At 68.6% G+C, this 24,236-nt stretch carries 26 protein-coding genes; 25 read left to right on the forward strand and 1 reads right to left on the reverse strand.

Annotated elements, in window-relative coordinates:
- The first annotated feature begins 3 nt into the window (after nt 1–3).
- The 16 genes from dnaJ (at nt 4) to rsmA (ending at nt 15,828) form a co-directional block, all read left to right on the forward strand.
- Nucleotides 4–1,140, forward strand: coding sequence for a molecular chaperone DnaJ (dnaJ, locus tag IT361_16750; protein MCC6319323.1), 1,137 nt, complete (start codon nt 4–6; stop codon nt 1,138–1,140).
- Complete coding sequence (locus IT361_16755) at nt 1,137–1,958, forward strand: 50S ribosomal protein L11 methyltransferase (protein MCC6319324.1); 822 nt, start codon at nt 1,137–1,139, stop codon at nt 1,956–1,958. The genes dnaJ and IT361_16755 overlap by 4 nt, the downstream gene beginning before the upstream one ends.
- Nucleotides 1,931–2,677 (forward strand): 16S rRNA (uracil(1498)-N(3))-methyltransferase, encoded by a 747-nt coding sequence (locus tag IT361_16760; protein ID MCC6319325.1) that lies wholly within the window; start codon nt 1,931–1,933, stop codon nt 2,675–2,677. The genes IT361_16755 and IT361_16760 overlap by 28 nt, the downstream gene beginning before the upstream one ends.
- Nucleotides 2,670–3,011 carry a histidine triad nucleotide-binding protein gene (locus IT361_16765; GenBank protein ID MCC6319326.1) on the forward strand — a complete coding sequence of 114 codons (342 nt, stop codon included), beginning with the start codon at nt 2,670–2,672 and terminating at the stop codon, nt 3,009–3,011. The genes IT361_16760 and IT361_16765 overlap by 8 nt, the downstream gene beginning before the upstream one ends.
- A 256-nt stretch (nt 3,012–3,267) precedes the next feature.
- Nucleotides 3,268–3,711, forward strand: a complete 444-nt coding sequence (locus IT361_16770; GenBank protein ID MCC6319327.1) for a GatB/YqeY domain-containing protein — start codon at nt 3,268–3,270, stop codon at nt 3,709–3,711.
- Nucleotides 3,712–3,743: 32 nt separating this feature from the next.
- The gene (locus IT361_16775) at nt 3,744–6,128 is read left to right on the forward strand and encodes an endonuclease MutS2 (GenBank protein ID MCC6319328.1); all 2,385 of its coding nucleotides are present in this window, start codon (nt 3,744–3,746) and stop codon (nt 6,126–6,128) included.
- Complete coding sequence (locus IT361_16780; GenBank protein ID MCC6319329.1) at nt 6,125–7,936, forward strand: DNA primase; 1,812 nt, start codon at nt 6,125–6,127, stop codon at nt 7,934–7,936. Before IT361_16775 ends, IT361_16780 begins: the two co-directional genes overlap by 4 nt.
- A gap of 28 nt (nt 7,937–7,964) precedes the next feature.
- The gene (locus tag IT361_16785; GenBank protein MCC6319330.1) at nt 7,965–8,669 is read left to right on the forward strand and encodes a hypothetical protein; all 705 of its coding nucleotides are present in this window, start codon (nt 7,965–7,967) and stop codon (nt 8,667–8,669) included.
- A 37-nt stretch (nt 8,670–8,706) separates the two neighbouring features.
- Nucleotides 8,707–10,434: a single-stranded-DNA-specific exonuclease RecJ gene (gene recJ, locus IT361_16790; GenBank protein ID MCC6319331.1), complete on the forward strand. Its 1,728-nt coding sequence runs from the start codon at nt 8,707–8,709 to the stop codon at nt 10,432–10,434.
- A 1-nt stretch (nt 10,435) separates the two neighbouring features.
- Nucleotides 10,436–10,951, forward strand: a complete 516-nt coding sequence (locus tag IT361_16795; protein ID MCC6319332.1) for an RsmD family RNA methyltransferase — start codon at nt 10,436–10,438, stop codon at nt 10,949–10,951.
- A gap of 84 nt (nt 10,952–11,035) precedes the next feature.
- Entirely contained in the window at nt 11,036–11,524 is a 489-nt protein-coding gene (coaD, locus tag IT361_16800) for a pantetheine-phosphate adenylyltransferase (GenBank protein ID MCC6319333.1), read from the forward strand.
- A 2-nt stretch (nt 11,525–11,526) separates the two neighbouring features.
- Nucleotides 11,527–12,537 (forward strand): phosphate acetyltransferase, encoded by a 1,011-nt coding sequence (gene pta, locus IT361_16805; protein ID MCC6319334.1) that lies wholly within the window; start codon nt 11,527–11,529, stop codon nt 12,535–12,537.
- A gap of 24 nt (nt 12,538–12,561) precedes the next feature.
- The gene (locus tag IT361_16810) at nt 12,562–12,894 is read left to right on the forward strand and encodes an STAS domain-containing protein (protein ID MCC6319335.1); all 333 of its coding nucleotides are present in this window, start codon (nt 12,562–12,564) and stop codon (nt 12,892–12,894) included.
- A 71-nt stretch (nt 12,895–12,965) separates the two neighbouring features.
- Entirely contained in the window at nt 12,966–13,418 is a 453-nt protein-coding gene (locus tag IT361_16815; protein ID MCC6319336.1) for an ATP-binding protein, read from the forward strand.
- Entirely contained in the window at nt 13,415–15,019 is a 1,605-nt protein-coding gene (locus IT361_16820; protein MCC6319337.1) for a SpoIIE family protein phosphatase, read from the forward strand. The genes IT361_16815 and IT361_16820 overlap by 4 nt, the downstream gene beginning before the upstream one ends.
- Nucleotides 15,016–15,828 carry a ribosomal RNA small subunit methyltransferase A gene (rsmA, locus tag IT361_16825; protein ID MCC6319338.1) on the forward strand — a complete coding sequence of 271 codons (813 nt, stop codon included), beginning with the start codon at nt 15,016–15,018 and terminating at the stop codon, nt 15,826–15,828. Before IT361_16820 ends, rsmA begins: the two co-directional genes overlap by 4 nt.
- Here the strand turns inward: rsmA and IT361_16830 are convergent.
- Nucleotides 15,797–16,423 carry a redox-sensing transcriptional repressor Rex gene (locus tag IT361_16830; GenBank protein MCC6319339.1) on the reverse strand — a complete coding sequence of 209 codons (627 nt, stop codon included), beginning with the start codon at nt 16,421–16,423 and terminating at the stop codon, nt 15,797–15,799. The two genes, rsmA and IT361_16830, sit on opposite strands and share 32 nt — an antisense overlap.
- Before the next feature lie 108 nt (nt 16,424–16,531).
- Here IT361_16830 and IT361_16835 point away from each other — a divergent pair, with 108 nt between their 5' ends.
- The 9 genes from IT361_16835 to IT361_16875 all read left to right on the forward strand — a co-directional run bounded on the left by IT361_16835 (nt 16,532) and on the right by IT361_16875 (nt 23,999).
- Nucleotides 16,532–17,506 carry a 3'-5' exonuclease gene (locus tag IT361_16835; GenBank protein ID MCC6319340.1) on the forward strand — a complete coding sequence of 325 codons (975 nt, stop codon included), beginning with the start codon at nt 16,532–16,534 and terminating at the stop codon, nt 17,504–17,506.
- Nucleotides 17,503–18,381: an MBL fold metallo-hydrolase gene (locus tag IT361_16840; protein ID MCC6319341.1), complete on the forward strand. Its 879-nt coding sequence runs from the start codon at nt 17,503–17,505 to the stop codon at nt 18,379–18,381. Before IT361_16835 ends, IT361_16840 begins: the two co-directional genes overlap by 4 nt.
- A 288-nt stretch (nt 18,382–18,669) precedes the next feature.
- Nucleotides 18,670–19,185 (forward strand): translation initiation factor IF-3, encoded by a 516-nt coding sequence (locus IT361_16845; protein MCC6319342.1) that lies wholly within the window; start codon nt 18,670–18,672, stop codon nt 19,183–19,185.
- Nucleotides 19,186–19,201: 16 nt separating this feature from the next.
- Nucleotides 19,202–19,399, forward strand: a complete 198-nt coding sequence (gene rpmI, locus IT361_16850; GenBank protein MCC6319343.1) for a 50S ribosomal protein L35 — start codon at nt 19,202–19,204, stop codon at nt 19,397–19,399.
- A gap of 10 nt (nt 19,400–19,409) precedes the next feature.
- Entirely contained in the window at nt 19,410–19,769 is a 360-nt protein-coding gene (gene rplT, locus IT361_16855) for a 50S ribosomal protein L20 (GenBank protein MCC6319344.1), read from the forward strand.
- Nucleotides 19,770–19,859: 90 nt separating this feature from the next.
- Complete coding sequence (gene pheS, locus IT361_16860) at nt 19,860–20,870, forward strand: phenylalanine--tRNA ligase subunit alpha (GenBank protein ID MCC6319345.1); 1,011 nt, start codon at nt 19,860–19,862, stop codon at nt 20,868–20,870.
- 31 nt (nt 20,871–20,901) lie between these two features.
- Nucleotides 20,902–23,367 carry a phenylalanine--tRNA ligase subunit beta gene (locus tag IT361_16865; protein ID MCC6319346.1) on the forward strand — a complete coding sequence of 822 codons (2,466 nt, stop codon included), beginning with the start codon at nt 20,902–20,904 and terminating at the stop codon, nt 23,365–23,367.
- A complete protein-coding gene (locus tag IT361_16870; GenBank protein ID MCC6319347.1) occupies nt 23,360–23,659 on the forward strand; it encodes a hypothetical protein in 300 nt (99 codons plus the stop codon). The genes IT361_16865 and IT361_16870 overlap by 8 nt, the downstream gene beginning before the upstream one ends.
- Nucleotide 23,660: 1 nt before the next feature.
- Nucleotides 23,661–23,999 (forward strand): cell division protein ZapA, encoded by a 339-nt coding sequence (locus IT361_16875; protein ID MCC6319348.1) that lies wholly within the window; start codon nt 23,661–23,663, stop codon nt 23,997–23,999.
- The last annotated feature ends 237 nt before the right edge of the window (nt 24,000–24,236 follow it).

Raw genomic sequence — 24,236 nt, forward strand, 5'->3', positions numbered from 1 at the left:
TTCATGGCTGACTACTTCAAGGTGCTCGGCGTCGCACGCGACGCGAGCGACGATGACATCAAGCAGGCGTATCGCCGGCTCGCGACCAAATGGCACCCGGACAAGAACGAGGGTTCCAAGGACGCCGAGGAGAAGTTCAAGGAGATCACCGAGGCGTATGACGTGCTTCGCGATCCCGAGAAGCGCGCGGCCTACACCCGCTACGGCGAAGCCGGGCTCCGCGGCGCGAGTGCCGGTGGCTTCCATCACGTGGATTTGTCCGAGGCGCTCAACATCTTCATGCGCGACTTCGGCGGGTTCGGCGGCTTGAACGACCTGTTTGCCCAGGGGAACCGGCGCTCAGGGCCGCGAAGCGGTCAGGACGTCAAGATCACGGTCGAACTGAGTCTCGCCGAGGTCTCCGCGGGGACGACCAAGACCTTCACGGTCAAGCTGCTCGATCCGTGCGAGAAATGCGCCGGCACGGGCGCCGAGCCGGGGACCAAGCCCACCACGTGCCACACGTGCAGCGGGAGCGGGGAAGTGCGGCGCGCGCAACGTTCATTCTTCGGACAGTTTGTGTCCGTGGCCCCGTGCCCGATGTGCTCCGGTGAAGGCGTGGTCGTGACGTCGCCGTGCAAGAAGTGCCGTGGCGAGGGACGATTGCGCGGTGAGCACACCATCCCGGTCCAGATTCCGGCCGGCGTGTCCTCGGGGCAATACATGACGCTGCGTGGCCTCGGCAACGCCGGTGCGCGTGGCGGGCCGCGCGGCGATGTGCTCATCGTCTTCGATGTGGCCGACGATCCGCGCTTCGAGCGCGACGGCGAGGATCTGTACACCGAAGTCCTGGTGTCGTACCCGCAGCTGGTCCTTGGTGCCGATGTCGACGTCCCGGTGCTCGGCGGGCGGCTGTCCGTGCGCATTCCGCCGGGAACCCAGAGTGGCCAGATCATCCACCTGCGCGGGCGCGGCCTTCCGCAGGTGAACGCCTCGGGCGTGGGCGACATGCATGTGCGCGTTCAGCTGTGGACGCCGGATCGCGTCAGCCGCGAGGAGGAGGCACTCCTCAGGGAACTCCTCGCTCACGCACAGACGCCGCCGGAGAGCGCGCGATCCAAGGGGTTCTGGTCCAGGATGAAGGAGGCGCTGGGCGCGTGAGCTGGTCGTCGCTGCGGGTCGATGCGGGCGCAGCGCGCGACGAGGTGCTCGCCGCGCTGTTCTCCGCCGGAGCGCTCGGGGTGCACGAAGACGGCGCCAGCCTCGTCACGCACTTTCCGCCCGAAGCGGACATGCCCGCCATCGTCGCGGCCGTTCGTGAGGCCTCGCCGGATGCGCTGTGCACGGTGGGCCGCGCGGACGACACCGATTGGAGTCTGGCCTGGCGCGATCGGCTGCGGGCCCACGACCTCGGTGCCGTGACGATCGCGCCCCCGTGGCTGGCCGAGGGCCTCGACCCGGCGCGGACCATCGTGATCGATCCGGGCATGGCCTTTGGTACCGGAGACCATCCCACGACGCGAGGCGCGATCCGCCTGCTGCAGCAGGTCATGAGCCCCGGATTGGTGGTTGCGGACCTGGGCGCGGGCAGCGGAGTGCTCGCCATCGCCGCGGCAAAGCTCGGGGCGTCGCGCGTCTTCGCGGTGGAGTACGACGGCGAGGCGATCGCCAACGCCGAGGAGAATGTCCGAGCGAACGGCATGGACGGTGTCGTACACGTGTTCGAGGGTGATGCCGGCGTGCTGCTCCCGCTCGTTGCGCCCGTGGACCTCATCGTGGCGAACATCATCTCCTCGGTGCTCGTGGAATTGCTGCCGGCGATGTATCAGGCGCTTCGCCCGGGTGGCATCGCCGTGCTGGCTGGCATCCTGGTCGACGAACAATCGTCCATGCTGGAAGCGCTCGCTGCCGATGGTTGGAGCGTGCGCGCCGATGACGCAGAGGAGAACTGGTGGAGCGTGACGATCGCGAGGCCGTAGCGTCGTTCCTCCTCGCGGAGGAGCCGCTCATACGCGGCGCGACGATCACGCTGGGCGACGAGGTCGCCAGGCACGTGCGCGTGCGCCGGCTCGGCGTCGGTGCAAGCATCGCACTGCTCGACGGCCAGGGGCAGCGAGCGCTCGGGACGCTGGTACGCCTCGCGCCCGGCGTTGCCGTCGAGGTCACGTCGATCGATGCCGCCATCCCGCACCCGACGATTCACCTGCTCGTTCCCATCGCCGACCGGGACCGCATGCTCTGGCTCGCGGAGAAGGTCGCCGAGCTTGGCGTCTCGAGCTGGCGACCGGTCATGTACCGTCGCTCGCGCAGCGTGAAGCCACGCGGTGAGGGGCCAACCTTCACCGGAAAGGTGCGCGCGCGCATGGCGTCGGCGCTCGAACAGTCGGGCGGGCGCTGGCTCCCGTCGCTCTATCCCGAGAGCACGCTCGCCCGCGCGGTTTCGGCGCTCCCCGGCGAGGGCGCGCGCCTCGTGCTCGACCCGGCTGGCACGGGCATCGTTACCGCGCGCATGACGGCCCCGGTGTCGATCGCGATCGGGCCTGAAGGGGGACTTGAGGAGGATGAACGCGTGGCGCTTGATGCCGCCGGCTTCACGCGCGTCGCGCTGGGCGGGGATATCCTTCGATTCGAAACCGCCGCGATCGCTGGCGTGGCGATCGTCCGCGCTACCCTGGCCGAGGCACGCACCCATGCCTGATTCCTGTCTCTTCTGTCGTATCGCCAAGGGCGAGATCCCGGCAACCCTGGTGGCCAGCGACGAGCACAACCTCGCGTTTCGCGACATCAATCCGCAGGCGCCGGTTCACGTGCTCGTGATTCCGCGAACCCACGTTGCGACACTCAACGATGCGACCGATGCCGGGGTGCTCGGCCGACTCCTGTTGACGTGTGCGGCGGTGGCGAAGTCGGAGGGGATCGCCGAGTCAGGGTATCGGACCGTGATCAACACGAACGCTGCCGCTGGCCAGACGGTGTTTCACGTGCATGCGCACGTGCTGGGTCAGCGTCCGCTCGCGTGGCCGCCGGGGTAGTTCGGGGTGCCCCTGCGCCCGGCCGTCGCGCATGGATTCGGTACACGTCGCCCTCCAGCCGAAGCGAGATCCGGGAGCCTGGTTGGGAGGCAGAGGGTTCCGACTCGGATTGGCAGCCGGGGCGTCGGCAGGCGCGGGCCCAGGTCGACCTGACCTGCCAGCGCGGCCCGTCGCGAATGGGTAACGTTCTCGATTCGCCCGCCAATCACCACGCGGCACGGTCTGCACGCGGGCGCTGCTTCCTCCCTTGATTCCCATGTCGGAACTCCTCGCCCGCATCCAGCGGGACGCCCTCGCTGCCCGAAAGGCACAGGAAAGGGCTGCGTCCCTCCTGCTTGGCACCCTGCTCTCGGAGATGAAGAACAAGGAGATCGAGCTGCGCCGCGCGCTCACCGACGAGGACGCCGTCGACGTCGTGCGCAAGGCGCTGAAGCGTCGCCGTGAAGCGGTGGAGGCCTTTACCAAGGGTGCGCGACCGGAACTCGCGGAGCGCGAGGCGAACGAGGCGTCGGCGCTGGAGGCGTACCTGCCGCCGGCCATCGACCCTGCCGAGGTGCGTGCCGCGGTCCGTGCCGCCATCGAGGGCGGCGCCACGGCGATCGGCGCCGTGATGGGCAAGGTCGTGCCCCGATTCAAGGGTCAGGTGGACGGCGCGGTGCTCAGCGCCATCGTCAAGGAGGAGCTGGCGGCGCCGCGCTGAAGCCTGCGCGCGCTTCCTCCTTCCTGCCGCCCGTGAACCCCCACGCCCTTTCCGTCCTGCAGTTCGCGTCGGTCCTCGACGTGGTGGCGGGGCACGCCGCGACGTCGTTAGGCGCCGAGGTGGTGCGCGCGCTCCGACCGTTGGGGGATCTCGCAGACGCGGAGCAGGCACTCACGCGCGTCACGGCCATGCGGGCCCTGGTGTCGAGCGACGCGGGATGGTCGCCGCAGGGATTCGCCGACGTGCGGGCGGCGCTCGCCCGGCTCCGCGTGCCTGGGACGCAGCTCACGGGTCCCGAGCTGCGTGACGTCGCGCAGCTCGCGCGCGCGAGCCGACTCACGGCCGAGTCCCTGCGCGATCCACGCCAGCCGCTCGTGGCGCGGACCGTGCTGGATGCGCTGCGACAGCGGCTGCCCGCGCACCCCAGGCACGAAGCCGCCGTCGACCGGGCCATTGATGACGACGGCACGGTCCGCGATGACGCATCGCCGCTGCTGCGCCGCGTGCGGCGGGAGTTGCGACACGCGCAGGGCGATCTCGTCGCCCTCCTTGAACGCATCGTCAGTCGCCTCGAACCGCACCAGCGCGTGCTCGACGCATCGGTGACGCTGCGCAACGGGCGCTTCGTGATCCCCATCCGTCGCGAAGCGCGAGGGGCGGTGGGTGGCCTGGTGCACGACGCCTCCGGGTCCGGCGCCACGCTCTTCGTCGAACCCCCGGCGGCGATCGAGGCGTGCAATCGCATTCGTGAGTTGGAGGGAGAAGAAGCGCGCGAGGTCGATCGCATCCTCATGGCGTTGAGCGATGAGCTACGGCCCAGTGCCACCGAACTGCGGGATGCGCTCGACGCGCTCGTCGAACTCGACGGACTGTACGCGCGGGCCAGGTACGCGATTCGCTTCCGATGCGAGGCGACGCGACTGCGACGGGCAGGGGAGGGCTTCGCGGTTCGCGACGGCCGGCACCCACTGCTGCTCGCGCAGGGCATCGAGGTGGTGCCCTTCGACCTCACCATGGAGCCCGGCGAGCGGACGCTGCTCGTGTCCGGCCCCAACACCGGGGGCAAGACCGTCCTCCTCAAGGCGCTCGCCCTCTTCTCGGCCATGCTGCAGAGCGGCATCCCGGTGCCGGCGGCGGGAGCGAGCGAGGTGGCGGCCTACGATGACGTCTTCGCCGACATCGGCGACGAGCAGTCGATCGAGGCGAGCCTGTCCACGTTCAGCGCACACCTGAAGAACCTGGGCGAGATCCTGAGGTCATCCACGGCGCGCTCGCTGGTGGTGATCGACGAGCTGGGCTCGGGCACGGATCCCGCCGAGGGAGCTGCGCTGGGTGGTGCGATCCTGGAGGCGCTCACCACGCGTGGGGCGATGACCGTGGCCACGACGCACCTCGGCGCGCTCAAGGAACTGGCAACCGAAGTCCCCGGCATCGTGAACGCCTCGCTCGAGTTCGATGCCGTGGCGCTCGGCCCGACGTATCGGTTGGTCAAGGGGATACCAGGGCGTTCGTATGGGTTGAGCATTGCCCGACGCCTGCAGCTCCCTGAATCGGTCATCGCCCGCGCTGAGGAACGCGTGCCTACCGTGGAGCGCGATCTCAACGCGCTGCTGCAGGCCCTCGAGGCGCGTGACGGCGCGATGGCCGTTCGCGAGCAGGAACTCGCGGCCTCGACGGAAGCCGCACAGGAGCGTTCGCGCCGCCTGGCCGAGCGCGAGGCGCGGCTGCGCGAACGGGAGCGCGCGGTGGAGCGCGAATCGCGCCAGGAGGCCCGTCGCCACGTGCTGGACGCCCGTCAGACCGTGGAACAGGTGCTGCGAGACCTCAAACGGGCAAAGGACGGGAACGTCGAGGAGGCGGCGCGCGAGGCCCGGCGTCGCCTGGAGCACACGGCCACGAAGCAGGGTGATCGGCTCGAGCAGATTGCCCGCGAGGAGCAGAACGTCCAGCGCCGCGCGGCGCCGCGCCCGGAGACGTCCCCGTTAGGCATCGGAGACACCGTCGAGATCCTGCCGCTCGAGGGTCGCACCGCGCGCGTCGTCGAGTTGCGCGACGACGAGGTGGTGGTGGCCCTGGGCGCAATGAAGATGAGCTACCGGCGATCGGCCCTGCGTCACACCGAGGCGCGGCCGGTGGAGCCCGTCGCGACGGTCACGGGCGATGTGCCGGACATCATTGCGGCCTCCGAGGTGGACGTACGCGGAATGCGCGCCGACGAGATGGAGGAGCCCGTGCTGCAGGCCATCGACGCCGCGGTCCGCGCCGATCTGCATTCGCTCCGCATCATCCATGGCAAGGGCACCGGCGTGCTGCGGGAACGCGTCGCCGAAATGCTGCAGAAGGACACCCGCGTGCGCACGTTCCGCCTCGGGCTCTGGAACGAGGGCGGCGCCGGCGTGACGATCGTGGACTTATGATCCCCGATCACGAGGTCGAGCGGGTCCGCGAGAGCGCCGACATCGTCGCCGTCATCGGCGAATACGTGGAACTCAAGCGGCAAGGCACCGACTTCCGTGGGCCCTGCCCGTTCCACCAGGGAACGCACCGCAATTTTTCCGTGTCACCACGCAAGCGACTGTACTACTGCTTCGTGTGTCACGAGCACGGGGACGTGTTCACGTTCGTGCAGAAGCGCCTGGGTCTCGACTGGCCGGGATCGGTGCGGCACGTCGCCGAGAAGACCGGTATCGAGTTGCACGAAGTCACGTCGTCGCGGCACGATGGGCCGGATCCGCGTGAGCCACTGTGGGAAGCCAATGCCGCGGCCGCGCAGTACTTCCAGCGGATCCTCTGGGAGGACGAGCTTGGCGCGGCGGCGCGCGAGTACCTCGGGCAGCGCACGATCGATCGGGCCCTGGCGGAACGCTTCGGGCTCGGATTTGCCCCGCGCGAGATCGGGCTCATGCGCGCGCACCTGAACACCCTCGGCATCGACGACGCGCGGCAGCTCGAGGCCGGGCTCCTCGTGCGACGCGCCGAAGAGGAGGAGCCGCGCCCGCGCTTCCGGCAGCGGCTCGTGTTCCCGATCCTCGACCTCTCGGGTCGCGGGGTGGGATTCGGCGGTCGCCTGATCGGTCCCGGCGAACCCAAGTACCTCAACTCGGCCGAATCCGCGGTGTACTCCAAAGGCGCGCTGCTGTACAACCTCAACCAGGCCCGGCTCGCCGCGCGACGCGACGATCGATTGTTCCTCGTCGAGGGCTACTTTGACGCCATGCGCCTTGTCGGGGCAGGGGTCGACGCGGTGGTGGCGCCGCTGGGTACCGCCCTTACCGAGGCGCAGGCGGAGCTCGTCAAGCGCTACACGAAGAACGTGTTCCTGCTGTACGACTCCGACAAGGCCGGACTCAAGGCGACCTTCAAGGCCGGCGACCTCCTGCTCCGGCAGGGCCTGTCGGTCCGCGTGGTGTCGCTCCCCGCCGGCGAAGACCCGGACACCTTCGTGCAGAAGCAGGGGCGCGAGGCGCTGGAACGCGCGACCGAAGCAGCGATCGATGTGTTCGATCGCAAGGTACAGATCCTGGAGCGCGGTGGCTGGTTTGCCGACCTGCATCGACGGCGAAAGGCGGTGGACTACCTGCTCCCCACGATTCGGGCGTGCATCGACCCGGTGATGCGCGACATGTACCTCGCTCGCGCGTCGCAGGCGTCGGGGGTGGCGCGGCAGGTGCTCGAGGAGGAAGCCGGCGCTGCGGGACGTCGCGACACGAACCGCGCGCCAGCGGCGCCAGCCACCGTTCCGGCGCCCCCTCAGCCGCAGGAACGCCCCCGCGCCGCGCGCCCGCGGCCGCGCCCTCGAGGGCCGGCGATCTCGGCCGAACGGGAGCTGATCCGCGCGATGCTCCGGGAACGCGCCGTCATCGAACGTGTGGCCGAACGCTTCGGACCCGATAGCTTTCAGGAGCCCACCTACCGCGCGATCTTCGAGCGCGTGCTCGCGCTGGAGGAGTCCGCCACGATCGAGCAGCTGGCCGAGGGCATGTCGCACGACGCGATCGAAGCGATGCAGGGTCTGCTCGCGGAACCCGAAGCCATCCAGCACCTCGAACGGACGGTGGAGGACAGCCTGTCGCGGCTCGAAGTGCGGCGGCTCGAGGAGAGGAATCGCGCCATCGATGCGCTCACACCGATGGCGCAGGGTGAGGAGAAGGACGTGTTGATCGCGGAGAAGATGGGCAACCAGCGGGAGATCGCCCGCCTCGGGAACGCCCTCGGAACTCCCTGAAGGATCGTAGCCCACACGTGGAGGAACTGTGCACCCGGATGTAGCAGCGCTCATCGCCTTGCAGGCGGAAGACGAGATCGTCGAGGGCATCATGGCCGAGCTCGACGCCGTCGCACCTCGCCTCGCGGCCCTCGATGCCGTGCGCGCACGAACGCTCAAGTCGATCAATGAACTTCGCGGCACCATCGAGGCCGATGAACGACGAAAGACCGACCTGTCGCAGCGGCTGACCGATCACAAGCAGCGGCACGAGAAGAACGTCGCTCAACTCGACGTGGTCAAACGGATGCGCGAAGCGACGGCCGCCGTGTCCCAGGTCGAGATGGGACGCAAGGTGCTGATCGAACTCGAGGGGTCGTTGCGCGACGTCACCAATCGCGTGAACGAGGCGCGCCGAGTCCTCGCGGACCGGGAGACGGAACTCGCGGTGCTCGACGAGGAGCAGGGCGAGGCGCGCAAGCAGCTGCAGGTGGAGGGCGAAGCCCTGGCGGCAAAGCTGACGCAGGCGAGAACGGCGCGTGAGGCCAAGGCGACCGGCCTCAATGCGCCCCTTCGCACCAAATACGACCGCATCCGCCAGCGCCGTCGGGCGCAGTCGTTGTTCGCGCTCGTAGCCGGCGCGTGCGGGTCCTGCGATACGGCCATCCCCGTCCACCGCCGCCAGGCCATGACCACGTCCGGGTCGGTCGAGGTGTGCGAAGCGTGCGGCGTGCTGATCTATGCAAAGGAATGATGCTGGTCGCGTCGGAGGGACCTGCTAGACTGCGGGCATGACCGCCCCTCCCGTTCGCCGAAGATTGGCCCCTCGGTGGAAGGCCGTCCCCGCGCCCGATCCCCGGCTGGTGGACCGCCTGACGAGCGAACTGCACCTGCCGCCGCTGGTGAGCCGCTTGCTCGTCACCCGTGGCTACGGCGACCTCGAGGAGGCGAGGCGCTACCTGCGCCCGCGGCTGGAACACCTGCACGACGCATCGCTGATGCTCGGCATGGACCGCGCCGTCGATCGGCTGGCGCGCGCCATCCAGCGTGGAGAGAAGATTCTCGTCCACGGGGACTACGATGTGGACGGCATCTGTTCCTCGACGATCATGGTCAAGGTCCTGCGCCACCTGGGCGGCGTGGCCGAGCCGTTCGTGCCGCACCGGATGACCGACGGGTACGACCTGGGGGATGCCGGCGTGGATGCCGCGATCCGCCAGGGCGCAACACTCGTGTTGACCTGCGACTGTGGCACCAGCGCGCACACCGCCATCGCGCGGCTCGCAAGCGCCGGGATCGACGTCATCGTGTCCGATCACCACCTGCCGAGCCGCCCGGTGCCAGAGTGCGTGGCGGTGCTCAACCCCAGGCAGCCGGGCTGCGAGTACCCGGACAAGGATCTGTGCGCCGCGGGCGTCGCCTTCAAGCTCTCGCTGGCGCTGCTCCGCAAGCTCGGTGGCAGCGACAACGTGGCGCTGCGCCTCCTGGACCTCGTCGCCCTGGCGACCATTGCCGATGTCGCACCGCTGCGCGGCGAAAATCGCGCGCTCGCGCGATACGGCCTCAAGATGATGAGCGATACGAACCACGTGGGGCTCCGCGCGCTCATCGAGGCGGCGGGACTTGCGGGTTCTCCGCTGACCGCCGGGAAGATCGGTTTCGTGCTGGCGCCGCGACTCAATGCGGCCGGGCGCGTGGGACATGCGATGCGTGGTGTCGAACTGCTGCTCTCGTCCGACGTCACCGAATGCAATCGACTCGCGCGCGATCTCGAGGAACTCAACAAAGCTCGCCAGGACATCGATCGCGAGACGCTCGCCCAGGCGCGCGCGATGACGGACCGGCTCGATCTCGACCAGGTCTATGGCGTGGTCCTCGGTGCCGAAGGCTGGCACCCCGGCGTTATCGGGATCGTGGCCTCGCGGCTCGTGGAAGACATCGCGCGGCCCGTGATGCTCGTCGCGCTCGAGCAGGGCATGGGGAAGGGCTCGGGGCGATCACCCTCGCGCTTCGACCTGCACGCGGGACTCACCGCCTGCAGCGACCTCCTCGTGCGCTACGGCGGGCACCGGGCCGCGGCGGGCATCACCATCGCTGCCGATCGCCTCGACGCGTTCGCCGAGCGATTCAACCAGGTCGCGCGCGAGCGTCTCACGCCCGACGACCTGTACCACGAGCTTCGCATCGACCTCGAACTTTCGGCCGATGACATTACCGCCGATCTCGAGGCGCTCCTGCGGTACTTCGAGCCGTACGGGATGGGGAACCCCGCGCCGACGCTCGCCATCCGAGGGGCGCGATTGCATGGCCCGCCGCGTACGGTGGGCAAGGACGGGCAAGGCCTCAAGCTGCGCCTGGCGTCGGGACACGGTCCAATCGACGCGTTGGGGTGGGGCATGGCCGATCGCATCGGGGAGTTTGCCAGCGGCGCGGCGGTTGACGTGGCGTTCCGGCTCGAACGCGACAGCTACATGGGCGAGACCAGGATCGTGACGCGGATCAGCGACGTTCGCGGCTGACATGCGGATCATCGCCGGGGAGTGGCGCGGTCGCACGATCGCTGCGCCCCGCGACCAGCGGGTGCGGCCGACGGCCGATCGCGCGCGCGAGGCGTGGATGAGCATCCTGCAGCACGAGATCCCCGGCGCGCGCGTCGCGGATCTCTTCGCGGGGTCAGGGGCGCTGGGGCTCGAAGCGCTCTCCCGCGGCGCGCTGTCCTGCGATTTCGTCGACCTGTCCGAAGGCGCGCTCGCCGCGATCCGGGCGAACATTGCAAAGCTCGGTGCCGCCGAGCGCTCCCGCGTGCATCGCGGCGATGCCTTGCGTCTCGTTCGCAAGGCTGGCGTCGGTGCGTGGGATCTCGCGTTCGCGGATCCGCCGTATCGCCTCGGGCTCGGCGCCGCGCTGGCCGACGCCTGGCTCGCCGAGCCTTTTGCGAACGTGCTGAGCGTGGAGCACGAAGTCCACGACGCCATGCCGGGCGGTACGGAGACCAGGGCCTGGGGCAGCACCGCCGTGACCATCTATCGTCGATAGCGCCGGCCAGACGGTGGACGCGGTGCAGGCGCGCGTTCACCTTTCGCCCGCCGACGCGCCGCACCACCATCAGCCCACAGCCCGATGTCCCGCACCGCGATCTACGCCGGGTCGTTCGATCCCATCACGCACGGCCACGAAGACCTCATGCGACGCTCGCTGGCGTTCGTCGACCGGCTGATCGTGGCCGTGGCGACAAACCCGGCAAAGCAGCCGCTCTTCACGGCCGACGAACGCGTGGCCTTCATCACGCAGTCGATGGAGGGCGAGGCGCGCATCTCGGTGCGACACTTCCACGGACTGCTCGTCGACTTCGCGCGGGAGACGGGAGCGCAGATGCTCATCCGTGGGCTGCGCGCCGTTTCCGACTTCGAGTACGAGTACCAGATGGCGCTGATGAACCGGCACCTGCACCCCGGCCTCGAGACCGTGTTCATGGTGCCCTCCCTGGACACGACCTATATCTCGGCGAGCCTGGTGCGCGAGGTGGCCACGTTCGGCGGCGACCTCCAGGGGCTCGTGCATCCACGCGTCGAGGCCGCCTTGCGCGAGCGCTTTCCGCACGGTCGGTAGCGGTGACGGCGCGCGACGCCTTCCTCGCCGGTCTTGCGGCGCGGGCCGCGGCAACGCGACGGCGCATCGTCTTTCCCGAGGCGTCGGACTCGCGCGTCCGCGCGGCCATCCGCGCGCTGGTCGCGCAGAACACCGTGGAGCCGGTGGTCGTCTGCGATGGCGCGCAGGTCGATGTCCGCACGGAGATCGAAGCGCTCGGCGTCGAGACGATCGATACGGCCACCGACGCGCGCGTCGATCGGGTGGCGGCCGAGGTGTTCGAACGCCGCAAGGCGAAGGGCCTTTCCGGGAGCGAGGCCGCACGCCTCGCCCGTGACCCGCTGATCTTCGCCAACGATCTCGTGCGCCACGGCGACATGCATGGGTGCGTGGCCGGCGCGGTCTACACCACCGCGGACGTGCTGCGTGCGGCGCTCTGGCTCGTCGGCCCTCGACCGGGAGCGCGCACCATTTCAAGCGCGTTCTACATGGTCGTTCCGCCGTTCCGGTCCGGGGCAGGTGAGGTACTCACGTTCACGGACTGCGCCGTCGTGCCGGAGCCGAGCGTCGACCAACTGGCGGACATCGCGCTGGCGGCAGCCTTCGATCGGCGCCGGATCGTTGGCGATGAGCCCGTGGTGGCGCTCCTCTCGTTCGCGACGCGCGGCAGCGCCGACGGTGCGTCCGTGCAGCGGGTCCGCGCGGCGGCACGGCTCGTCGCGGAGCGCGAGCCGTCGCTCGCGGTCGATGGCGAACTGCAGGCCGATGCCGCGCTGATGGCCGCGGTCGGTGCGCGGAAGGCGCCGGCGAGCACGGTGGCCGGTCGCGCCAACGTGCTCGTCTTTCCCTCGCTCGATGCCGGCAACATCGCCTACAAACTCGTCGAGCGGCTCGCCGGTGCGACCGCCGTCGGCCCCATCCTGCAGGGGCTCGCGCGCCCCTGCAGCGACTTGTCGCGGGGAGCCTCGCCTGACGACATTATGCATGTCGCGGCCATCACCGCGCTGCAGGCCGGCAACGACCCTCCCGGGTGACCGGCCGTTCCCAGGAGACCCTGCATGAGCTTCGCGATCCGGAAGTCCGGCGATGTGTGTGTCGTCGATGTCGAAGGCCAGCTGATCGTCGGCAACCGCCAGGAACTGAAGCAAAAGGTGCTCGACGAGCTGGAGCGCGGTGAACGGCGCTTTCTCGTCGACTTCAGCCAGACGGGATACATCGACTCCTCGGGACTCGGCGTCCTCGTCTCGCTCTCCAAGAAGATCCGGGAATCCGGCGGCGAATTGCGCCTCGCCAGCCTGAACGACGACCTCAAGACGCTCTTCGAGCTGACCAAGCTCGACACGTTGTTCCAGATCGCCCACTCCCGGGAATCGGGGCTGTCGAGCTTCTAGGACCTCGCGCCGGACTCGTCAGGCACCCGTCCGCGTGACGGGGCGCCCCTGCTGCGCGTTCTTCCTCTGCCATGTCACCGTTCAGCGAGCCCCACCCGACCAACGGTAGCGGTGGGTTCCCGATCGAGGTGTCGATCCCCAGCGACGTGCGCCTGATCGAGGGCGTCGTGGGGATGGTGGCCCGTCACTGCGCGGAGCGGGACCTGCCGCCCAGGGCCTGCAACCTCACGGTTCCGGTCGCCCTCACCGAGGCCCTGTCCAACGCGATCCTGTACGGCAATCGCGAGGACGTCTCCAAGTCCGTCACCCTGCGCGCCACCCTCACCGAAGTGCACCTCGTGCTGGAGGTGGCGGACGAAGGTGTGGGGTTCGACATCGACGCGTGCACAGTCGACCCCACGAGCCCGGCCCAACTCGATCGCGAGGACGGCCGCGGACTCTACCTCATGCGCACGCTGATGGATCGGGTCGAGCGCTACACCGACGGTGGCAACGTCGTGCGGCTCACCCTCTTTCGGCAGTGAAGGACCTTACGCAGGTCCTCGAGCGCTTCGAGCGCGCCGTCGGTCTCCCCGCTGTGGTCTGGAGCCAGCCGATCGCCGACGGACCGCTCGTCGTCGCCGCAGGGCGTCCCGACCTGAGCGCGCCGCGCGTCATCGGGCTGCTCCCCGCGGGGAGTCACGCGGCCGAAGTGCAGGTGGGAGACGACACGCTCATCGTGGCCGGCGTGCCCGGGAATCCGCGGGCATGGATCGGCCTCGGCCCGTGCCCGCCCGCCCGGCGCCAGAAGGCGGCCGAGTACATGGCGTTCCTGCTGCCAGTCGTTGGGCACTGGTACCAGTCGGCGGTGGAGATGGAGCACTCGGCCTACGAACTCGCCGAGCGATACGAGGAGATCAACCTGCTCTACACCACGAGCGAGATCCTCGGTCGCACCGTTTCGCTGGAGGAGGCCGCCGCGCGCATCCTCACCGAGATCAGCGAGACCGTGGGCGCGCGCCGCGCGGCGATCCTCGTGCACGACCGCGTGACCGACACGCTGCAGGTGGTGAGCGCCCTGGGCTTCGACCCTCGGGATGCGCAGCCGATTGCCATCCAGGACGCCAGCGCGGTCACGTCGTTCGTCTTTCGTGAACAGCACGGAGTCATCCTCGACGACGACGCCCGCCCCTGCGAGGCCGAAGCCCGCTTTCGCAAGGGCGGGCTGCTGGCCGTCCCCATCCTGTGGACGAACCCGGGGCCACACGGCGCCATCCCCCTCGGCGTCGTCACGCTGTCGGAGCGGCGGTCGGGGGAGAACTTCTCGCTTGGCGACGAGAAGCTGGTGAGCGCGATCGCCACCCAGATCGGCACGGCCATCCAGAATGCGCGACTCGTGCGCTCCTCGCTCGCCCAGCAGCGGCTGCAGCAGGAGATGCAGATGGCCAACGACCTGCAGCTCAAGCTGCTGCCCGACGCGCGGCTGTTCGCGCCCGAGGCGCAGGTGGCTGCGCGTGTGTTGTCTGCCGACAGCGTGGGCGGGGATTTCTACCAGCTCTTTCGCCTCGGCCAGGGCCGTACGGGCATCATGATCGGTGACGTATCGAGCCATGGCATCCGCGCCGCGCTCGTGATGGCCCTCGTCATGAGCGCCTCGTCGATCCACGCGCAGTCCACCGCCGATCCCGCCGAGGTGCTCGCCAAGCTGCTCGGCACCCTGAGCGACGAACTCGAGAGCACGGAAATGTTCATCTCCGCGTTCTACGCCGTCGTCGATCCCGTGCGGGGGAGCATCCGCTACGCCAACGCCGGGCACCCTCATGCGTTCGTCATCGGGGACGACGGTGCCGTCGAACGACTCGGGGCGCTCGATCCACCGCTCGGCATGACGGCAGACGTGCCCTCGGCCCGTGAACGCGCCTGGAGCGCCAACCGCGACCTGCTGCTCCTGTTCACCGATGGTGTGTCCGACGCACGCAACCGCACCGATGCCCGCCTCGGGGAACAGCGCGTCCTCGACCTCGTCTGCAGGATCCGCCACGAGCCCCCGCAGGACATTGTGAATCGCGTGTTTGCCGCTGTGCGCGCGCACGCCGGTGACGCACCACGTCGGGACGACCTGACGCTCGTGGTGGCCCGGAGTTGATCCGCAAACGCTTCGGCCAGAATTTTCTTACCGACCGCGGTGCGCTGCGCCGGATCGCCGATGCGCTCGAACTGCTCCCGACAGACACCGTGGTGGAGATCGGGCCGGGGCGGGGCGCCCTGACCGATGAACTGGTGGACCGCTGCGCGCGTCTCGAAGCGATAGAGATCGACCGCGACCTCGTGGCGCACCTGCGGGAGCGCTATCGCGAACGCTCCCACGTCACCATTCACGAGGGCGACGTCCTCGACATCGACGTCGGAGCACTCGCTCGCGGCCCGTACGTGCTCGCCGGCAACGTGCCGTACTACGTCACGACGCCGATCATCTTTCATTCCCTCCGTGCGCCGCGACCAATCCGATCCGTCTTCCTGGTGCAGCGTGAGGTCGCCGAGCGTCTTGTGGCAGTCGAAGGATCACGGGAGTACGGTGCGCTCACCGTCAACGTGCGACTCGTCGCCGACGTCGACGTGGTGGGCGCCGTCGGTCGCGGCGCGTTCCATCCTCGACCCAACGTTGACTCGGCGATCGTGCGGTTGCGCCCCCGGACCGATGCACCCGTCGTTGGTGACGAGGATGCGCTGCGCCGCTTCGTGATCGGGTGCTTCGGTCAACGCAGGCGCCAGTTGCCGCGAGCCATTCGCACCGTCACGGGGCTCGACGCGGTTGCTGCCGCCGGCGTGGTCGGTGCCGTGGCGCTCGACCCCCTTCGTCGCCCCGAAGACCTGTCACCCGCAGAGTTTGCCGCCTTGTGGGCCGCCGTGGCGCGCGCGCTGCCTAACGATCGCGGTTCGACAGCTCGAAGCTGAGGCCCTCGAGCTCCATCGCCATGTTCACCGAGCGCACGGCGACATCGGGCGGGACCTGCAGCTGCACGGGAGCAAAGTTCAGTATCGCCCGAAGTCCGGCCGCCACCACGCGTTCGGCGGCGGCCTGCGCCACGTCCTCGGGCACCGCCAGGACCGCGATCTCCGCCGGCCGGGTCGCCATGTCGTCGGAGAGCCTGGCGAAATCCTGCACCACGTGGTCCTCCCACTTCGAACCGACCTTGCGCGCGTCCGAGTCATAGACCGCCACAACATTGAATCCGCGCGACCGAAAGCCGTGGTACTGCGCCAGTGCCGTACCGATCTTGCCCGCGCCGATGATCACCACGTTCCAGGTGCGCTGCAGGCCGAGAATCTCACGCAGCGATGCCGTCAGCTCCGGCACGGAGTACCCGAGTCCACGCTTGCCGAACGAACCGAAGAACGACAGATCCTTCCGGACCTGCGCCGAGGTGGTCCCGCCGTGCCTGGCGAGCTCCTCGCTGGAAATCGTGGCAGGTCCGCGGTTGGAGGTCCCCTCCAGGAACCGCAGGTAGACTGAGAGCCGTCGAACAGTGCTGTCGGCGATGCGCTTCACGGGAATACGGACCTTGTGAATTCATTCACAAGGTAGGCACGACTCTCGCCGGAAGGGAGAGGGCTCGCCGAAGCCATAATTGCCGTGCTTCGGTTACTATTCGGTTCCATGTTCGCCCGCAACAACCACCCCGGCCGCGAGGCGAGACCGCGGGACGTCACCGCGGAGCACGGCGTGGCGCTGCCTGGTCTCCGCGAGCGTCCTGGAGACGCGCTGCTCATCGCCCGCGCGCGCGCTGCGCTGGCGAGTGGCCCGCTCGCCCCGTCCATGCTGCTCGGCCAGGTGCTCGCGCTGCCGGGTGCTCCGCCGGTGGTGGCCGCGCGTATCGCCGATGCGCTGTTCTCACGACACGCCGATTTCGTCCGGACGGACGCAGGCGATTGGGCCCTGCGGGCAGGCGCGACGCTCGCGGGATCGCCGGGCGAACCGGGCACTCGAATGGACGAGATGGCCGTCCGTTCTCTCCGCTACGCGGTGGTCGATGTCGAGACGACCGGAAGCGGCGTGCGGCTTGGCCATCGCATCACCGAGATTGCCGTGGTGCCCATCGACGACGGCGAGGTTGGGGAGCCGTTCACCACACTCGTCAACCCGCAGCGGTCGATCCCTCCGCAGATCGTGGCGCTCACGCGCATCACGTGGGAGATGGTGCGATCAGCTCCTGAGTTCTCGCACGTGTCGCGCGAGGTCGTCGAGCGACTGCGCGGACGCGTGTTCGTTGCGCACAACGCCACGTTCGATTGGCGATTCGTGACGACGGAGATTGCGCGCGCCGGAGGACCGTCGCTCGATGGAGATCGTCTCTGCACGGTGCGCATGGCGCGCGCATTGCTACCGCAGCTCCGTCGTCGTTCGCTTGATGCGCTTGCGGAGTACTTCGGGGTGACCATTACGGAGCGTCATCGCGCGGGTGGTGACGCCGTGGCGACCGCGCACATCCTCTGCCGCCTTCTCGCGCTGGCCGAGGAACAGGGCCACGACACCTGGCCCTCGCTCTCTGCGCGCCTGGACCGGCGCACGAGTCGCGCGCGTCGTCGCCGCTCGGCGATGCCGCGTTCCGTCGATTACGATCCCACGATATGATCGCAGCCACGCCATCCACAGAGACCGTCACGCTCGGCCGACTGCGCCTTCATGCCATCCAGGCCGGAGGGCAGAAGCTCGATGGCGGCGCCATGTTCGGCGTGGTGCCGAAACCGCTGTGGGAGAAGCGCATCCCGGCCGACGAACGCAATCGCATCGGCCTGGGCATGCGATGCCTGCTGGTGGAGCACGAGGATGGCCTCGTCCTCATCGACACGGGGCTCGGCAACAAGGAGAACGCGAAGTTCCGCGACATCTATGGCGTGGACAATGCCGGGGCTGGCGGGGCCACGTGGTTGGAGGATGCGATCGTGGGGCTGGGCTTTGCGCTCTCGGACGTGCGCACCGTGATCAACACCCACCTGCATTTCGACCATGCTGGGGGCAACACGCGTTTGCTGTCGAGTGGCGAAGTGGTTCCGACGTTTCCCAAGGCGCGGTACGTCGCGCACCGTGGGGAGCATCATTGGGCGACGCACACGAATGAGCGGACGGCGGCGAGTTACTTCGGTCAGAACTGGGAGCCGTTGATCGCGGCGGGACAGCTCGAACTCGTGGACGGCACGAAGGAGGTCGTTCCGGGGATCTCGATGGTGGCGACGCCCGGGCACACGCCGCACCACCAGAGCATTCTCGTGGATGGCGGCAACGGGGGAGTGGCCTGCTTTCTCGCGGACGTGTGCCCCACCACAGCGCACGTGCCGCTCCCGTGGATCATGGGGTACGACGTGGAGCCGCTCGTGACCCTGGAGTCCAAGCGACGACTGTGGCCTCGCGCCGCCGCTGAGGGTTGGCTGCTGGTCTTCGAGCACGACGCGTCGGTGGCGTCGTCGAGGCTCAGGGCGGAAGGAAAGGGGTGGGCGCTGGTGCCGTAGGTGGGTGTACGGCGCCCGGCGGTATGGTCTCGGCAGCTTGCTGGAATGCCCTTGCCCGCTAACATCAAGCCTCTTAGGTTCTTAGGCACAACATGCTGAAGTAGAGCCGAACGCGGCTCTCACCTGTTGGCCCGGGTTGCCGGCGCTGACCGAGTCCTCGAGAAGAGTCGTCTGCCCGGCCGTTGCCGCGGCGGGCGGTTGTGCATCGCGGGCTCATCGAGGCCCGCGTTTGTTTTTCCGGAGGTGTTCGTTAGGCATCTCCATCCACTTTGCAGAGGGTTCGGGACTATTCAGGACACAACCAAGCGCATTCGCGTCAATCGCCAGATTCGCATCAGCCCGGTCCGCGTCATTGGGGCCGACGGCAGTCAGTTGGGGATCATGGAAGTGGACAGGGCGATGGCCCTTGCCGACGAGGCGGGGTTGGATCTGGTAGAAGTCGCGGCGACCGCACGGCCTCCGGTAGTCCGGGTCATGGACTTCGGGAAGTTCAAGTTCGAGCAGGCCAAGCAGGCGCGGATCGCCAAGAAGAAGCAGCACGTGATCGAGCTGAAGGAGGTGAAGTTTCGCCCCGGCATCGACGATCACGACTTCGAGACCAAGACGCGTCACGCGCGCCGGTTCCTCGGCGAGGGGAACAAGGTGAAGGTGACTCTCATGTTCCGTGGGCGGCAGATTGCCCATCCGGAACTCGGGCAGGCCGTGGTGGCCAGGGTGCAGCAGGACCTGGCCGACATCGGCAAGGTGGAGAGCCCGGCAAAGATGGAAGGAAAATCGTTGACCATGATTCTCGCGCCCAAGTAGGGCGAGGAACCGTTCGATGCCGAAGATGAAGACCCACAAGGGGGCGAAGAAGCGCTTTTCCGTCACGGGGACGGGGAAGGTGCGTCGCCTCAAGGCCAACAAGAGCCACATCCTCACCAAGAAGGACGCCAAGCGAAAGCGGCGTCTTCGCCGCCCGGCCACGTTAGGCACGAATGGCGAGGTGAAGGTGATCAAGCGACTGATTCAGGCGTAAGGAGACCACCATGCCTCGCGTTAAGGGCAACCCCCGGCGCCTCGCGCGCAAGAAGCAGTACATGAAGGCCGCTCGCGGCTACTTTGGCGCCCGCTCCAAGCTCTGGGGCCCGGCCAAGGAGTCGGTCGAGCGGGCGTGGCGCTACGCATACCGCGATCGCCGCAACAAGAAGCGTGACTTCCGTCGGCTCTGGATCGTGCGCATCAACGCCGCGGCGCGTCTCAACGACATGAGCTACTCGGTGTTCATGAACGGGCTCCACAAGGCCGGCATCGAAGTCGATCGAAAGATCCTGGCCGACCTGGCCGTGCACGATCTGGCCGCGTTTACGGCGCTCGCCGAAAAGGCCCGCGCCGCCCTCGCCGCGTAGTTCCGGCGATCCCGGAAGTGATCGGCGGCTGGGCGAAACCTTCGCGCAGCCGCCGTTTCGTTTCCCACTCACCCTCCTCGTGGGCCACTCGTGACCGTGCCCGATCTCAGTCTGACCATCGCGCGGCTGCGCGACGAGGCGCTCGCGCGCATCGCGGCCGCCGACACCGTGGATGCCTGGACCGACGTGCGCACCGCGCTCGTCGGACGCAAGCATGGCCGCCTCAACGAACTGATGGCCATGCTGCCTCAGCTTCCTGCCGAGGACCGGCGCGGCGCCGGCGCCGCGATCAACGCGCTCAAGCAGGAGCTTGAAGCCGCGCTCGATGCGCGCCATGTGGTGCTCGCGGCGGCCGTGGCGACCGGGCCGACGGTTGACCGCACCATGCCCGGCAGGCAGCGCTGGCGTGGTGCGCCGCACCCGGTCACGCGTGTCATCGATGAGATCTGCGACATCTTTCGCGAGTTGGGCTTCACGATCGCGCTCGGGCCCGAGGCCGAGTCCGAGTGGTACAACTTCGGGGCGCTGAACTTTCCGGCGGACCACCCCGCCATGGACATGCACGACACGCTGTACCTCGCGGGCGGTGGACTCCTCCGCACGCACACGTCGCCGGTGCAGATCCGGACGATGCAGCAGTGGAACCCGCCGATCCGTGTCCTGGCCCCGGGCAACGTCTACCGCCGCGACTTTTTTGACGCGACACACGCGCCCGTCTTTGCGCAGCTCGAAGGACTCGCCGTGGACGAAGGCATCAGCTTCGCAGACCTGAAGGCCACGCTCACGCACTTCGCCAGGCGCTTCTACGGATCGACGACCCGCACGCGGTTCGGGCCGTCGTACTTTCCGTTCACCGAGCCTTCGGCCCAGATGGACGTGGAGATCGACCTCGACGACGGCCGCGGCAAGCGCTGGGTCGAGATAATGGGAACGGGCCTCGTCCACCCCAACGTCATCGAGGCCGCGGGACTCGACAGCACGAAGTACTCGGGATGGGCGTTCGGCATGGGACCGGGCCGCATCGCCATGTCGCGATACGGCATTCCCGATATCCGACTGCTCTACGACTCGGACGTCCGCTTTCTCGAACAGTTCGGCTGAGCCCCGTTCCCTCTCCCTGCCGCTTGCTCCGATGCTCTACTCGCACGACTGGCTTCGCGCCTTTGTTCCGCACTCGCTGAGCGCGACCGACGTCGCCCGGTTGATCGGGCGCCATGTCGCGACCATCGATGACCTGCGCGCGCTGCGGCAGGATCTCGCCCCGATCGTGGTTGCGCGCGTGGTGGAGGCCGGCCGACATCCGAACTCGGATCATCTCTGGGTCACCAGAGTCGACGACGGGTCAGGGACGCTGCAGGGTGTGGTGTGCGGCGCACCCAACGTCGTAGCCGGAACGCTGTACCCCTTTGCCCGCGTCGGGACGGTGATGCCCACGGGGAACAAGGGCGGGATCCTGATCGAGAAGCGCAAGATTCGCGGCGAATGGTCGTGCGGGATGTTGTGTTCTTCGCGCGAACTCGGACTGGGCGACGACCACGATGGGATCATGCCGCTTGATCTCGACGTGCCCACGGGGACGCCGTTGCTCGAGGCCCTTGGCGACGTCGGAGACACGCAGCTCGAGGTCGACGTGCTTCCGAACCGTCCGGACCTGCTGTCGCATCGTGGCATGGCGCGCGAACTCGCGGCGCTCACCGGTGTCGCCATGCGGGAGGCCAGCGCCGTCGTGGCCGTCGATGTCGGAAACGACGCGATCGTCGACGTGCCGGCGAGCGTCACGGGCGCGCGTGAGATAGCCACGAGCGCCGCCACCGTTCGACTGGATGACATCGAGGGCTGTCCGCGATACATGGCGATCGTGATCCGGGGGGTTGCCGTGGGGCCGTCGCCGGCCTGGCTGGTGCAGCGCCTCGAAGCGGTCGGCGCACGGTCCATCTCCAATGTCGTCGATGCCACCAACTATGGACTGCAGGCGTTCGGGCAGCCGACGCACGCATTCGATCTGTCGCGGCTCGAGCGGTCGACCATCGTGGTCCGAAAGGCGCGTCCCGGGGAGCGCCTGGTGACGCTCGACGGCGCCGATCGCGCCCTCACCCCCGAGATGACGGTGATCGCCGACGCCACGCGAGCCGTCGCGATCGCCGGCGTGATGGGTGGGAAGGACTCCGAGGTCACGGCTACGACCACCGACATCCTCCTCGAGGTGGCGTACTTCGATCCACGGAGCGTTCGGCGCACCCGGCGGGCGCTCGGCCTCAACACGGACGCCAGCTACCGCTTCGAACGGGGGGTCGACGCGCACGCCACGCGCGAGGCTCTCGTCGCCATCGCGCAACTCATCGTGGCGGTGGCCGGCGGCCGCGTGGACGGTGCGCCCATCGACGTTGGTGAGGCGCCGCACGCTCCGGCCCCGGTGTCTCTTGACATCGCTCGCGGATCGCGTTTGCTCGGGGCCGCGCTGACAGCCACCGAGGTGCGCCAGCGACTCGGCGGAATCGGGTTCGATGTGGCCGGCAACAACGACGTGCTGCAGGTCATGCCCCCCACCTGGCGCGGCGACGTGTTGCGCGACGCCGATCTCGTGGAGGAGATCGCCCGGTTGCAGGGCTTCGACACGCTGTCCGATACACTCAGGGCCTTCCGGCCCGGCACGGTCCCCGATCACCCGTTCGTGGCGCATACGCGCACCCTGCGCGACGTGCTCGTCGGTGAAGGTCTGTACGAAGTGCGCCCCTTGCCATTCGTCGCTGCAGACGATGCCGCGCACGTGCGCGTGGCGAATCCGCTGGCCGAGAACGAGCCGCACCTCCGACGCACGATCGTGGCAACGCTCGCCGCGCGTGCCGAGCACAACCTCGCCCGCATGGAGGGGAACGTTCGCCTGTTCGAGGTGGGATCCGTCTTCGCGCCGCGCGCTGGCGGCGGCCTGCCGGTGGAGTCGCTCCACGCGGGTGCGCTGATCATGGGTGCGAGCCGCCCGCCGCATTTCACCGAGCCACGGCCGCCCGCATACGACGCCTGGGATGCGCGCGCGCTGGGCGAGCGTATGGCGCACGCCGTGTTTGGTGACGTGCGTGCCGTTCCCGGCGAGGGCGAGGTACTCTGGACCCTCTTGTCCGGCGACAGCGAAGTCGGCCGGGTGCTGCGACTGGGCATGGACCGTCCGGTCTGGGCCGCCGAGGCGTTTGGCGTCGAACTCTGGATCGGCGTGCTGGGCAACGCCGACGTCGCGCCGCCGAACGCGCACGCCGCGTCCGACGCGGCTACTGCGGTCGCTGCCCGGGCGCCGCACCGTTTCACGGCGCTGCCCACGTATCCGGCCGCCGAGTTCGACCTCGCGCTCGTCCTGCCGCCAGCGGTGACCGCCGAGGACGTGGGTCGAGTGATCCAGCGCGCGTCGGGCGCCCTGCTCGAGCGTCTCGCGGTGTTCGACGAATACCGCGGTGCCGGGTTGCCGGAGGGGCACCGCAGCGTTGCCTGGCGATTGACCTTCCGCGACGCGACTCGCACACTACGCGACAAGGAAGTCGAAGGGCGCCGCGCGAAGATCCTGCAAACGCTGGAGAAGGAACTTGGAATCCGACCCCGCAGTGGCTGAGTCGACGGCCTTCAAACAGCTCGAGCAACTGGTGCGCAACCTTGGCGATGAGCTGGCGACGTTTCGCCGGAGAGCCCAGGTCGCCGAGGCGCGCGTTCGCTCGCTGGAAGCTGCGGTGGCGCAGGGTGGAGACGAGCTGAGCCTGGAGCGTGCGCGTGCGCTGGAAGTCGAGAATGCCGACCTCAAGCTGCGACTCTCCCATGCGGCTCAGCGCACTCGGCAGCTCGCCGCGCGGGTGAAGTTCATTCGCCAGCAGCAGGGACGCGGTCCGGCAACCAACGGCGGAGCGTGAGATGAGCGAAAAGCGCCACGCGGTCAAAGTCTCGATCCTGAGCGACGAGTTCACCATCCGGAGCGACGAGACGCCGGAACACACGCGGGCGGTGGCCGCATACGTGGACAGCGCCATCCGACAGGTGCTGGAGGCGAGCCCCGTCATCGAGGTCCAGAAAGCCGCGATCCTGGCCGCGCTCCAGATCACCGACACGCTCTTCAAGGTCCGCAGCCGTCACGAGCACGTCGAGCATCAGTTGGAGTCCCTGTCCGCCGAAGTTCGCCGGTGGCTACCCCCGGCCAAGCGCGGTGACACGGGGGAGCAGTTTGCCGTGACCGAGGAGCGCGTCCCGGGCTGAATCGCGGCGTCCTTTCGGGAGCGCCCGCCACGAGCTGGCGCCGCGTCACGCCATTCTCCGCCGGTGCCGGGACCCCGAGTCACCTGCTACGCGTCCAACGTCGGACACCGCTGTCGATCTGGTGGTGGTGCCGCCGGCGTGTAGAGGGCCGCTTGCCGGGCTCGCCCGCAGCGCCTAACTTGTCGCGTGGCCCTCCGGGTCGCAGGTTGTAGCTCCTGCACGACTTAGCGCCTTCCA

This window comes from Gemmatimonadaceae bacterium (genome assembly GCA_020846935.1).
Taxonomy (GTDB): Bacteria; Gemmatimonadota; Gemmatimonadetes; order Gemmatimonadales; family Gemmatimonadaceae; genus RBC101.